Source organism: Bradyrhizobium sp. 190, from assembly GCF_023073415.1.
In the GTDB taxonomy this organism is placed as follows: domain Bacteria; phylum Pseudomonadota; class Alphaproteobacteria; order Rhizobiales; family Xanthobacteraceae; genus Bradyrhizobium.
Genome location: NZ_JADPJL010000060.1, coordinates 29,222 through 41,891, shown reverse-complemented (window position 1 = coordinate 41,891; position 12,670 = coordinate 29,222). Strand labels below are relative to the sequence as shown.

The 12,670-nt window shown below is 60.0% G+C and carries 5 protein-coding genes and 7 pseudogenes; 7 read left to right on the top strand and 5 right to left on the bottom strand.

Annotated features, from left to right (window positions below; genetic code table 11):
* Positions 1-295: 295 nt before the first annotated feature.
* A pseudogene (locus IVB22_RS27585) lies at positions 296-1,058 on the top strand (IS6 family transposase).
* A gap of 202 nt (positions 1,059-1,260) precedes the next feature.
* Positions 1,261-2,096, top strand: a pseudogene (locus IVB22_RS27580) (IS5 family transposase); the annotation flags it as partial.
* A gap of 196 nt (positions 2,097-2,292) precedes the next feature.
* Here the strand turns inward: IVB22_RS27580 and IVB22_RS42070 are convergent.
* Together IVB22_RS42070 and IVB22_RS27575 are read right to left on the bottom strand one after the other, a co-directional pair.
* Positions 2,293-2,412 (bottom strand): annotated as a pseudogene (locus tag IVB22_RS42070) (hypothetical protein); the annotation flags it as partial.
* 390 nt (positions 2,413-2,802) lie between these two features.
* On the bottom strand, positions 2,803-3,354 hold the full coding sequence (locus tag IVB22_RS27575; RefSeq protein WP_247520355.1) for an HTH domain-containing protein: 552 nt from the start codon (positions 3,352-3,354) through the stop codon (positions 2,803-2,805).
* Between the two features lie 197 nt (positions 3,355-3,551).
* Between IVB22_RS27575 and IVB22_RS27570 the strand changes: the two are divergent.
* A pseudogene (locus IVB22_RS27570) lies at positions 3,552-3,985 on the top strand (IS5/IS1182 family transposase); the annotation flags it as partial.
* 496 nt (positions 3,986-4,481) lie between these two features.
* Here the strand turns inward: IVB22_RS27570 and IVB22_RS27565 are convergent.
* Positions 4,482-5,291, bottom strand: coding sequence for an effector protein NopP (locus IVB22_RS27565; protein WP_276576922.1), 810 nt, complete (start codon positions 5,289-5,291; stop codon positions 4,482-4,484).
* Between the two features lie 1,051 nt (positions 5,292-6,342).
* Here IVB22_RS27565 and IVB22_RS27560 point away from each other — a divergent pair.
* A pseudogene (locus tag IVB22_RS27560) lies at positions 6,343-6,597 on the top strand (IS21 family transposase); the annotation flags it as partial.
* Positions 6,598-7,162: 565 nt separating this feature from the next.
* Positions 7,163-7,849: pseudogene (locus IVB22_RS27555) on the top strand (helix-turn-helix domain-containing protein); the annotation flags it as partial.
* A 150-nt stretch (positions 7,850-7,999) separates the two neighbouring features.
* Here the strand turns inward: IVB22_RS27555 and IVB22_RS27550 are convergent.
* A pseudogene (locus tag IVB22_RS27550) lies at positions 8,000-8,241 on the bottom strand (transposase); the annotation flags it as partial.
* A gap of 300 nt (positions 8,242-8,541) precedes the next feature.
* Positions 8,542-10,437 (bottom strand): HrpF/NolX family T3SS translocon protein, encoded by a 1,896-nt coding sequence (locus IVB22_RS27545; RefSeq protein ID WP_247520354.1) that lies wholly within the window; start codon positions 10,435-10,437, stop codon positions 8,542-8,544.
* Between the two features lie 646 nt (positions 10,438-11,083).
* On the opposite strand from IVB22_RS27545, the gene IVB22_RS27540 reads away from it, so the two are divergent.
* Both IVB22_RS27540 and IVB22_RS27535 read left to right on the top strand, forming a co-directional pair.
* Positions 11,084-11,269: a hypothetical protein gene (locus IVB22_RS27540; RefSeq protein ID WP_247323782.1), complete on the top strand. Its 186-nt coding sequence runs from the start codon at positions 11,084-11,086 to the stop codon at positions 11,267-11,269.
* A gap of 490 nt (positions 11,270-11,759) precedes the next feature.
* Complete coding sequence (locus IVB22_RS27535; RefSeq protein WP_247520353.1) at positions 11,760-12,650, top strand: FHA domain-containing protein; 891 nt, start codon at positions 11,760-11,762, stop codon at positions 12,648-12,650.
* Positions 12,651-12,670 lie beyond the last annotated feature (20 nt).

Sequence of the window (12,670 nt, the reverse complement as noted above, 5' to 3'; positions counted from 1 at the left end):
GCCTGGAGCACCAGAATGCGGTGTAAAGGGCCAAACGCGTGCGGGCCAGCCGCACCGGGCTCTCGTGCTGGGGTGGACGGCCCTTTCCGCTACTCTGGGGGCAAGATGAGGGGGCGTCGCTGACCTCAAAGCAAGGAGACGCCCGCGAAAACAATTGTTCGCATCGGTTCGGATACGTGAAGAGTGTAGTGTTTCAGCTGCATGGCGTTGACAGGACGGAGCAGCCGAGGGTTGAGGGTGCGGAAGCCACGGTCAAGTTAACGAATTGGAGCGGCCGAGCGGGCAGACGAGCGGCATGCCAACCGCCCGGGGTTCTTTCTCGCCGTCATGGTTTCCCACCGGAAGTGATCTGCTATGCCGTTTGGATGTATTTCCCGTTTCCTTAAGCTTGCGCATGGTCGAGGAAATGCTGGCGGCGCGCGGCATTGTCGTGAACTATTAAACCGTGCGCCAGTGGGGAACCAAATTCGGCAAGGCGTTCTCCTTTTGGATCCGCCAGCGCGCTCCGCGCGCGGCGACAAATGGCATCTGAACGAAATCGCTATCTCGACGCGGCCGAACAACATTGGCTCTGGCGCGCTGTCGACCAGAATGGCCTCGTTCTCGAGGTCTTAATCCAGCGCCGAAGAGACTCGCGCGCTGCGCAGCGGCTTGTCAAGAAGCCCTTGAAAATTCGGCGGCACGCCGCCGCGCGTCATGATCACGTACAAACCCCGTTCGTACGGCGCTGCAAGGGCGAAGATGGGCTTTCACACCGACCGACCATCGCCACCACAAAGCTCTCAACCACCGCGCTGAGAATTCTCACCCGCCGACCCGGCGACGCGAGCGGATCATAAAGCGGCTTAAATCGTCCCGTCAGACTCAGCGGTTTCTGTCAGTTCACGATCAGGTCGCAAACCTTTTCCACGTCCCCTATTCCGGAGCCGTCACTGACGACTTCCGTCGTGCTTCGCGCGAGCCAGCCTTTGCGATTTCCTGCGAGATCTCCGCGACAGGCGCTATCGCCGATTCTCAAACCTCTGAGAAGTGCCTTCTTCGGCTCCGTGCCAGATTAAATCGACGATGCCCTCTGAGCAGCTATGGGCCCAAGCTGTCCACGAACGCGCGACTTCACGAACCATTTCCCGTCAAAGGCATTAAGCGAAGGTGGGGCGGTTCAGCTTGTTCTTCGGGACCAGCGGTCCTGACGGGCTGACGATTCCGTCGAATCGACGGTCCTGGTTCTCTGCTCGTCAGAGTGCATGAGCGGAGGTTTGGATGCGGCCACGGGAGCGACGCGAGACTGGCGAGCAGGATCTGTTTCGCTCCCGGCTCGATCAGATCATCGACATGAAGCATTCGCTGGTGACGCTGGCGCGCACGGTGGATTGGGACTTCCTGGAGCAGGCGTTCGGAGCGGTCTACACGGACGGCCCTGGCCAGCCGCCGGTGCCGACGCGCTTGATGGCGGGGCTCGCGATCCTCAAGCACACCTATGGCCTGTCCGACGAAGTGCTGTGCGAGCGCTGGGTGGAGAACCCTATTACCAGTTCTTCTGCGGCGAGGAGTTCTTCCAGCACCGGCTGGTGTTCGATCGCCCGTCGTCGACGCGCTGGCGCAACCGGATGGGCGAGGAGCGGCTTCAGGCCCTGCTGCAGGAGAGCCTGTCGGTTGCCGTCAGGACCAAGGCGATCAAACCGTCCGAGTTCTCCCGGGTGATCGTCGACACGACGGTGCAGCCCAAGAACGTGATGCTTCCGACCGATGCCAAGCTTCTGAACCGGGCGCGCGAGAAGCTGGTGCGGCTGGCGCAACTAACCGGGGTGGATTTACGCCAGTCCTATGCGAGGGTGGGCAAGTTCGCCCTGATAAAGCATCAGCGCTACGCCCATGCCAAGCAGTTCAAGCGTGCCAGGCGGGCGCTGAAGACGTTGCGTACCTATCTCGGCCGGGTCATGCGGGACATCAGCCGCAAGATCGCGGGCGACGCCGCGCTCGCGGGGAGGTCTTCGAAGCTGTTATTGCTGGCGCGCCGCGTCCACGAGCAGCAGCAGCACCAGCGCGGGCCGAAGGTCTATTCGCTGCATGCGCCGGAGGTCGAATGCATCGGCAAGCGGATCGACCGACCCCAGCGCCGGAATCGATCGGGAGTCCACTCGGCGTAACGCCGATGCGCACTGGGCATGTGATCGGGATCAGTGCCGTGCCGGCGGCCGCCATAACGGCGCTGGTGAGCAGCAACACGCAAACCCGATGGAACAGCTCGATGGACCGGGTGGTGGCGCGAAAGTCGACCTGCTCCCGGATCAGGCCGTGTGGAATTGAGTAGAAGAAGCCGTCGATCTCGACGTGATAATGGAGCGAGACGCGGGCCAGGAGCCATTCCGCGAACTGATAGTCGGCATCCGGCAACGGCGACAGGACAGGCATCTCGACGGTCTCGAACAATTGTCGGCGGCTGACGCCGATCCGGCGCATGACGTGGGCGTTGATGCGCTCCAGCGCGGCGGTGATTGCCGCGTTCGCCTCAGCCAGCGAGAAGAAGGTCTGCCGGCGAAGCCGCCCGAGGATATAGGTCTGGGCAAAACGCACTCCGGCCTCCACTTTCGCCTTATCCCGGGGCTTTCTTGGCCGGGCCGGAAGGATGCCAATGCCGTAATGGGACGCCATCATCCCGTAGCTGCGATTGATTTCAGGGTCGTAGAACGAAGCCCGGTGCACGCCGGACTTCAGATTGTCAGGGACGACGAGGCGTGGCACCCCGCCAAAGAACCGGAACATCCGGACATGGGCCTCGATCCAGTCCGGAAGTGTCTGCGTCTAGGCCGCCTCGGTGTAATTCGAGGCGCCAAGCACGGCGACGAAGATCTCCGCGTCGCGCACAACCCCGGTTGCGCGATCAACGATCATGATCTTCTTGCCGGAGTAATCGACAAAGACCTTGTCGCCGGCCGGATGGTCCTGCCGCATCGTCGGAGACAGCCGCCGCTCGAATTCCCGGAACAGATCGCAGAACCGGCTGTAGCCATAACCTTCCGGATGGACCGCCCGGTACTCCTCCCACAGCACCATCAGATTGACGCCAGGCCGCTTCAGCTCACAGGCCAGCGAGGCCCAATCCGGCTCAGCTCGCCGGCGGAAGCCGCGCCTGACGCCGGCATGGGCAAACAGACGTTGTTCAAGAACGGCGTCGGTCAGATCGCCCGCCAAAGGCCACGCCAGCCCGGCAGTCGAGGCACGCTTGAGATTGTCCTGGATGGTGCTGCGCGCCACGCCGAGCGTGCGGCCGATCTCCCGGGCGCTCACCGCATCACGGGCAAGCCGCAGCATCTGTCGTATCTGTCGCATGGTCAGTTCTCTCTTGGTCGGCATCCGCTTCCCCTCGTTGATCAACGAGGGATTTGATGCCTGAGGGACTGACCCAAACGAAAACGCCGACTTCCAAAAACCCGGCCGGCTTCAAATCCGAATGCCGGCCGGTTTCATTTCGGAATCGTGGCCGGCTTCAAATCGGAACGATGGCCGGCTTCAAATCGGAATACCCGGCCGGAATAAATCGGAATCCGCACGTGCTGCACGCTCGCGGACTGCCCGGCAATCGCTATGACGGACACTCGCTCGGCACCATCATCGAGGCGACCGAAATGCTAACCGGCTGCGCGATCGAGCGCGCCTATGTCGGCAAGGGCTATCGCGGCCACAACACCGATAGACCGCGCCGCGTCTTCATCTCCGGGCAGAAACGGGGCGTCTTCGGCGTCATCGAGCGCGAGCTCCGGCGCCGCTCAGCCATCGAGTCCATCATTGGCCACATGAAGAGCGACGGCCACCTCGGCCGCTGCCATCCCAAGGGGCGTGAGGGCGACGCCATCAACGTCATCCTCACCGCCGTGGCCGCAACCTCCGCCGCGTGCTCGCCTGGCCGAGGGATTTGCTGACATCAATCCTGATCATCCTCTGGCAAGCAGGTGTCCGGTCGCAGGCGCTCAAACCGCCTTCTTAGCGGCGACGATTCCACGATGCTTGGCGGCAGCGAGTCAGTCCGAGCCTGATGAGATTGGCCGCCGATCAAGCTAGCTTGGCTCCGAAGCCGCCGCACACAAGCTTGCCGAGATCGCGTCTGGCATAAAGCCGATTCAGGACGGGCACATCGCGCCGGTCAACACGTCCGTCCTTAAGGTCGGCGGCAGCGGCGCAGAGCTTAGCGCCAGGATCAGAGCGCATGGATTACTGTGGCTCAATTCGCTCGACATCTCGCCTGATTTGGTATCTTCAACCGAAATGGCCGAGACACCCTATCTCCCTTAGATTGGCGCATCAAACGGCGAAACCACCTCGGACCGGCCTGATGGTGAACATTGGTGCCGTTGTTACAAAGCACCTCGCGGATCGAATTGTCGGTTTCGCTCGGCTAAGGCTTGACCTTTGCCGCAGCTGTCGGTTTGCCTGCGCTCCTTGCTCCACCGCCTGCCTAAACATGAATGCCTGCGGATCTCGCATTACATAAAGTCACCATCCTCTTCGGAATCTGCTGGAACCTCAGTATCACTATCGACCTTGGAGAGATAAAGCTGAGATTTAGTTGCGCGCTGCCATTCACCAAGGCTGTTTTTTGTCCACTGCGCGGACTGAGTGGGGTCAAGTACCATGTCGTCCTCATCCACTTCAACGAAGCCCATTGTCTCTGCGCGGGCCTTCGCTTCTGCATTAGCAGGACGCCAGTTCACCAATGGTCGTTCGCCGTCTTGCCGAAGTTGATGTTCGAGCAGAATATCGCCGGCGTTTGCGACAAGCGGATGAGCAACCTGAAAATCCACAATTGAGGTGACTTCACTTCGTCCAGGGAACTGTTCTCGCCACTTATCGCTTTCGAACTCAGTCATGTTGAATCCGGCCTCCGTTCTTTGGAGGCCGACGCTCACATTTCCTAATTGGTAGCTGTAATATCGGGCATTTTCTGAATCTCTTCTGATACCGTATTCCTTAGCGACCTCTGCTGTGCGCTTAGCTCTTGCGGATACAAATTCCGAGTACTCGTGTGGATTGTTGGCGATGCGATTGATTGCGTCGCCATGAAAGGTCCTCACTTCTGTCCTGAAGGTAGCTCTGTCGATCTCGACCACAGGAGGTTGTCGAACGAGGGAATAACTCGGTTGCGAAGGTGAGCTGCCACCAGACTCCTGCAATCGCGTTCTAGCGAACGCATCGGCGAAGCCCTGGCTTTCGGCACCCGCTTCCTCAGCGTTGGCTGCCCGATGATATCTTTCTTCGGCCGGAGTATCGGGCCAATTGTTAACTCGACCGTACATGACGACTGCACCTGGATCATACATCTTGCATTGTTTCAGGTCGTTAGACCTTACCCGCTTGATAGACAGCTTAGCTGTCCGTAAGCTGACGCCAGGCATAAAGGGAAAATCTGACCACGCCTTTGGGCAGCTCGACCGCGTATCGTCGAGGCGTTGCGCGATGCAGGCTTCCACGTTATCCAGCCAGCACGAGGCGAGGAGGTGCTGGACTGGTGCAAGCGGCACGTCGCAAGGGGAACATGATGCGGGGCACTCGGACCCGCCGAGGCGTCGAGCTCGCCGCGAGGAAAGCGACTTCCACCGCCGCCCGAGCGTCTCGTGCGCTGGGTGGCTTGCTCGACCTGGTGGCACTCCCAGTCCGAGGCAGCGAACTGCACGCAGTGTCGACCGGATATTCGGGTGGGCGCGTGGCGCGCAACGCGATCGCGAGAGTGACTCCGGATGACGTCACCTACTACGTGGCACTGCCGTTCGACGAGCGCCTGAACGGCGGTTGGCGTAGGAAGGGGCGCGCCGTGCTCGAACTCATGGAAGCTCCGCCTTCCGAAGCCGAGTCGGGAAGACAGGCAGCCGGAGCTGAGCCATCGACTACATGCCCGCGGCTCGTCTTCCGGTCTTGAGCCAGCTCTGCTGGGATCATTGGGGGACGACGGTCTGGCCGCCGGCGAAGTGGTAGATTACCTGAGCGCAAACGCAGCTCTTGTGCTCGCCGAAGCGCTCTCGCGGAAGCCGCGCATGCTCGTGGCGATCGCCTTCGCGACCAAGATGGCTCGGACGATTTGGGCCATGGCCCCCGGGAAGGTGATTATCGGAACCCAGCGCAGGCAGTGACGGCATCATGACGAATGCAGCACGAAATAGCCTGACGTTGGTGAAGGGTGTGAGAAGGCGACGACCCTAATGGGCGGAACGATCGAACAGATCTGGATCAGGAAAACCAGTTAGAGCCGAAGAGCCGAGGTGCTCGGAGAGAATTGGACTTGATCCGCGGATCACCATACCGGCCAACGGCTTCTGAGGGCGCGCAAAGGAAGGCCTGATAGAAGACCGCATCGTCCACACGCCGAACGGGTCAGGAACTTCTTGCATCACGGGCCGCAACGACAGAAGGCTCTACACGAAGTACCGTCAGATCGATAGCCCGCCAGTGGCCGCCGCCAAGGCGTCGTTTAGTCCGTCAACCGCGTATCGGACCGAGAACGACCCCGCCTACCATCGCAGAAGAAGGGTGGGCGCGGCCGTCGCCGGCCGGACCGGTTGGCCGATGTGTTTTGAGTCAGAAGTGGTGCCGATGCTCGAGGCAGCCCGATGTCACCGATGCGCAGTGGCTGCAGCGGCTCCATTCGTTTGGGCTGTCGCGAGCCAGCTTTCGGCCCAAAGGACAGATTGCGGAGCTGCGATCCTACGTGCGCCAGCGCGAGCGTCTGATTGAGTACGCGGCCTCCCACATCAAGCATATGCACAAGGCCTTGACGGAGATGAATCTTCAACTCCACCACGTCTCGCCGAGATCACCGGCGCCACCGGCTGCGCCTGATCCGCGCGATCCTTGCCGGCGAGCGCGATCCTGAGGCGCTGGCGTGCTTGCGCCATTACAGTTGCCACGCTAGTGCGGAGACGATCGTGAAGGCGCTCACCGGAAGCTATCGCGCCGAGCGTCTGTTTGCGCTCGAGCAGGCACTTGCGCTTTAGGACGCCTACCACGAGAAAGCATCTGTCTGCGACGCCCCGGATCGAAGCCGTGTTGAAGGCGCGCCGGAATCGAACCGATCAGGCGAACGCTTTAGCTGTGGTCTTTCAGGAGGTTGTCCATCTGGTCTGAACCGAGGAAGCTGAGGTTGCGAAGCTTCAGTGTTCCAGGGAGAGACCAGATGAACGTCCATAAGAATGCGCCTTTGACGCCGAAAGATCGAGAGGCGATGGTCCGAAGCGTGGTTGAAGGCGGGCTGAGCAAGGCCGACGCGGCCCACCAATTCAATACAACGCCGAAGACGGTGGCCAAGTGGGTCAAGCGGTTCCGCGCAGAAGGTGTGGCTGGTTTGCGCGACCGCTCCTCCAGACCCCATTCATCGCCGAGCCAAACCCCGCCAGCCAAGTGCGCTGCCGTCGAGACGTTGCGCCGACAGCGCCACACCGGCAAGCAGATCGCAGCCGAGCTCGAGGTGTCACCCGCCACCGTCAGCCGCATCCTTCGCCGTTTGGGATTGAACCGGATACGCGATCTGGAGCCGGCCGAACCGGAACGCCGTTATGAGCGCGAGACCCCAGGCGAGATTATTCACATCGACATCAAAAAGCTCGGACGTTTCGAGCATGTCGGCCACCGTATCACCGGCGATCGAACCGGCCAGAGCAACAGCCGCGGCGTCGGCTGGGAGTTCGTCCATGTCTGCATCGACGATCATTCCCGCGTCGCCTTCTCCGAGATCAAGCCCGACGAGACGGCCGACAGCGCCGTTCCCTTTCTCAAGGCGGCGATCGCCTATTGCAAAAGCCTCGGCGTCACCGTCACCCGCGTCATGACCGACAACGGAAGTTGCTACAAGGCCTTCGCCTTCCTAGGCCGTCGAGCGTGGTGATGTCCTTTCCGACCAACCCGAACAGCGCCACGCGGACGTTCGTAAGCTAGCTGTGGCGCCTCAAGAGGTTGTCCTCGGTTAGACCGAGTCTGCCTTGGGGCCGCAAGTCGGTGCTGCCGTTTCTTAGGAATCATTCTCCAGCGTCAACTCCCCGCTCTTGGCATTTAATGACTTCACATCGACCGCGGGCGCAACCGTCGCGGAGGCCCCCGCGCCGAACACGTCAGAAGCCCGGCCCTCAAGCTGAGCTTTCCAGGCCGTCACCGGGTGGGGTGGACGTCGAAGTGCTCGGCCAATTGGGCTATCGTCCGGTCGCCCTTGACGGTGGCAAGCGCCCCCTTCGCCTGAAAAGCCGGGCTGTGGCTCCTGCGCGGTCATCTGTTCAATCTCAGCTGCTCGCGGCGATCGTCGCCGCTTTCAGGCAGAAACTCCAATTACGACCTGTTCAAATTTGCGGAGCCGGCTTCTCAGAAGAGTGGCGCCAGGTGCTTGGGGTGCGCCTCGAGTGCAGCGCGCGTTCTTCCGCCGCCGCTTGCCGAGCGGCGGCTTCGCCCTGATGACGTGGCACATACCGAGTTTCTCGACGCCGTACTGTCGAGCTGCGCAGAAGTTGCAAGCGTCCGTCCCTGAAAAGGTAGATACGAATCCGCACCTTACCCGCAACTGGCCTTTCAGGCCACCTTCTGAGACGACGGCGGCGTAGCGACCTGACTCGGAACGCCTGCGGCCTGCATGGGCTCGGTAAGGCGTGCCTTCAGGTCGTCCAAATGGTCCTCGGCATAGGACTGCACTTTCGAGATCGCCGTATCGAGGCCGAACTGAACGGTCTGTTCGAGCATCTCCTTTGCGAGGCCCTCACGCAGCGCGAATTTGACCTCGGGCCCAGCGACAAAGCTAATGGCCTGCCCTGCAAGATTAAGGCCAACCTCTTTCAGAGCCTGTTTCATATTACCCCCGCTAATGCCCGTATGCAGAAGGCTCAATGCTTGCGACTCGAGCTCGAGCACCATCGATATGCCATCGGCCAACTCGCCCAGTCCCGGAATGACGCCGAGCAGGCCTACTGCCGTGGCCTCCCAGTCGAGCACCTTCGAGCCCACCTTGGCTACGTCATCGACCGCATGCATGAGGACCCCGCCATTCTTCTTCGGAGACGCGACATCGGGTTGGTCGGATACCCCCATCACCATGTCTGTGACTGCATTTTGTTCAGCGGCGGTCTTGGGGACATGGGTCTTGATCTGCTGAACGGTATGGTTCGCAGGTGACATGTTGCTATAGAAGTGCCTAAAATCGTTGTTGCTGATGTTACCGGAGTCGACCGTATGCCCGCCGCCTAAGTCGAAGAACTCGTGATGGGTCTTGTAGCCCGTAACCGAATTGTTTAGCAAACGGAACAAGAGCGGGTCCGAGAGCAGTTGCGATGCCGCTTCTCGTATCTTCGGGTCGAGAGTCTTGTCCTCCACCATACTCGCCAACTTGTGTCGTGTCAGGTCGCCGTCCCCGAAGAAGGCATTCTGATTCTTGTTGATCGTGTCGAGCGTGTTCAGCTCGCTTTGCGTGGAATTCATCGACGACGAGGCGACTTGCAAGAAGTCTTCCTTGTGGATTTTATCAGTCGCACCACCGCACAACTGCTTCCAGGCGTCCGGGTGCTCGAGGAAGTGTTGAGCCGCCGCGATCAGCTGAGGCGGACACTTACCGACGTCGGCTTTGCCGTCGACGATCCGCTTGAAATCGTCCAGGCTCAAATTCTTGGGCAGGTAGTCAGAATACTTGTAAAGCTCGCGCAATGCATCATTCAAGGTCATGACCGATGCTTGTCCATTCGAGGTGCCGTCGGATGGAATATAGTTCTGCTCGTAGCTATGCGCTTGCTGCTCCTGGAATGTAGCAACCTGCGAATGGCTGGCGGAAAACTCTGACAGATCCTTGGCCTTGATCTTGCCGCCGCAGCGGCCGTCCCCTTGGGAGCCAATCGCATAGAAGAGCTCTGGATCGCGTCGCAATCCGTCGATCGCCTCCTTCAGATCCGGGGGCGTCGACGGATCGCTGGCCTTGGCTGCCAGCGAGTCCCAGCTGAGTGGGCATTGGTCCTTGTGCCGGTTCAGCACTGCCACGATCTGCAACTCGGCATTGGTCAGCGTGCCGCCGTTCCACGTGATCCTAGAGCTTGGCACCGGAGTGCTCGGTACGTCAGGCGATGGAGCAGCCGTCGACGATGCGTCTGCACTAGGGGAGTCGACCGAAGAGGAATCGACCGAGGAAGAAAAAACCGGATCCTTCATCAGCGCCTCGATCGCCGCCTTCGCGTGCGCTGACAACTGGTCCAGCGAATCCTGCGGGATCTGTCGCTCTGATTGCAGCAGATCCGGTGGCGTGGAGGGAACGTCGGATTTCTCTTCCCGCGAGTAGATGGACACCATTGCCTCGAAGATCGAAGGTTCGCCTTGCCGAATCTGGCCGGCGGTCTGCGCGGATGATCCCAAGGCTGACGAAGCCCCCGGAACAAGCCCGAACTGAGCTGGATCTGCACTGGCGGGCAGCGAAACGCTGTTGAGCTGCATTAGGTTCATTTCCATTCCATTGCGGTAAATACTTGGCATCGGCGATCGTAAGATCGAGGCTTTCATGTTAAGGGGGCGAGCTTTCGAGAAGCTGACGACTTTTAGACGGAGCAGGACGAGCCAATGCCGGTCGTCTTAACATCCGGGAGAGGCGTCATCGCGCTCATGAAACTCATCTCCGACTCAGAGCATGCGCAGGCACGACGCTGCTCTGACGCTTTCGGAAAGAAGGCGCCTGCGGTCGTCAGTCCCGAGTGACGATCGCTGTGGAGCCACGAAACAACATTACCACCGATTCCCGCGGTAGCATTTCCAACTGCGCGCGGTTTTGCCTCCGCCTCGCCATCACACCATTGAGCGTCCGATCCAGGAATGTGATGAGCTCCGCTGGACCAGCCCGCTATCTGGCGTTCGTCGACATAATGTAGAGATCAGATCGCCGTAGACACTCGCGCGGTGGCAGTCCCGGCATGCACCTGCGAATGCGCGCTCTCACCTGGCCGTTGATGCTGACTGATATTGAGGTTGTTGCTGCATCCGTCTTTCGACTCGTCAGCTTCCCGACAGCTAATCCCAGTAGCGTAAGCAACGTGGATCGCTCGGTGGTGATACCACCTTTCTGACCGACTGAAGTGAGAGGCACCAGATGGCCGGCGCAATCGAAAGCGTAATTCATACCAATTCTGACAGTGGCAGCTCGCTGTCTGAAGCGGATCGTCAAAACTTCGAATCGGCTTTCGGTTCGGTTTTTGCCAATCTCGCGATGCGAGAGATGACTCGAAACATGGAAAATATTCACGAAGCTATGGCTGAAACAGAAGAAGATACCTGACGCCGGATTCGCCGACGTCAGTGGAGTGTCGCCATTCGTGGCGGCAGATTCAAGCAGAAGGTGACGCGATATGACGAAAACAAGCGCTACTAACTCTTCTAATGGTAGTGTTGGCCACGACCAGAATGATAGCAAGGCTGATAATAAGTCCACGGGTTCCGGTGGCGGTTCCACGGCGTCCACCGCCGCATCAGGCGCTGGAACTGCACTTGAGAAGGTTGGTGGGGCGGCTACGTTCGAGGGGCTAATCGCGGAGTTGAAGGCCGTTAGCCTGCAAGCCATGGTGCAGGACATCCGGTTGCGTTCACTGTCGACCGAGCTCTCGAGTGAGAGGAAGGTGGCCAGCGAGCGCGTCAACGGATAACGGTGAAAGGCGGGGCGAATCGTCGCTCCGCCTTTCCCTCATCGGGGTGATGTGAGTGGTGCGGCCTAGGAATGAGTCGTGCGACCAATCGCCCTGCCGTGCTCCTCATAGTTCGGAGAATTGTCCGTGAATGAGGCTGCCTCCTTACATTTCGAGGTACTGTCGGGACCTTATGCCGGGCTAAGCGGGAGGGCGGCTGTCGGAACGAGCCTTATCGGTAGCGGCCTGGACGCGGATATGGTTTTCGTCGAACAAGGGCTTGAGCCGCATCACCTACGTATCACCCTCGTTGGCAATTCAATCGAGCTTGAGGCTCTTGCGGCCGTAAGCACCCCAGAGGGCGAAGGTGATATTGCCGCAGGTGAGCGTGTTGTTCTTTTTCTTCCGGCCGTCATTCGTGCGGGCGCCATGTCTATTCGCTGGTCGATGCAGAATGCAGTTGAGGCTCGGTCGATCAGCCTCTCGCGCGTTTGGATCTCAGCTCTCGCCCTCGTGCTCCTCAGCTTTCTTGGTGTAGGCAGTCTCTCGACCATTTTCTTCAAAGCCAGCGGAAGTGCACCGACCGGCATTGCGCCGCCTGCCGCAGAGCTGGTACCCAAGCTGGGCATGAACCGGCCTGACGATCGGCGAGCTCAGGCTGCAGCCGAAGTCCTGAAACAGGAAATTGATAAGGCGGGCCTGCTCGATATCAGGGTTGGTTCGGGGCCGGGTTTTGTTAGCGCTGAGGGAAAAGTCACGCCTGCAACCGTTGCGAAATGGCAGGAGCTCCAGCAATGGTTCGATGGTCGTACATCCGGTGCGGTGACACTGGTGAACGGAGTGATCGTCAAGGAGGAAAAGCAGCCATCCTCAATCGCGATCGAAGCTGTTTCGCGCGGACCCCAGCCCTATCTGCTTGTCGGTGGGCAGAAGTATTTCGTCGGCGCTCTCTTGGCCGACGGATGGGCGGTCACTCGAATCGAGGATGGGCGTGTGCTGCTAAGCCGCAATGGCCGCGTTGTTGCCGTTCCGTATTAGGCTTTCCGGGCCCGAAGGAA

Coding starts and splice junctions, on each gene's coding strand:
- IVB22_RS27540 (WP_247323782.1), top strand. CDS start 11,084: ATGGCCGGCGCAATCGAAAGCGTAATTCATACCAATTCTGACAGTGGC.
- IVB22_RS27565 (WP_276576922.1), bottom strand. CDS start 5,291: ATGTACGGTCGAGTTAACAATTGGCCCGATACTCCGGCCGAAGAAAGA.
- IVB22_RS27545 (WP_247520354.1), bottom strand. CDS start 10,437: ATGCAGCTCAACAGCGTTTCGCTGCCCGCCAGTGCAGATCCAGCTCAG.
- IVB22_RS27575 (WP_247520355.1), bottom strand. CDS start 3,354: ATGCCGACCAAGAGAGAACTGACCATGCGACAGATACGACAGATGCTG.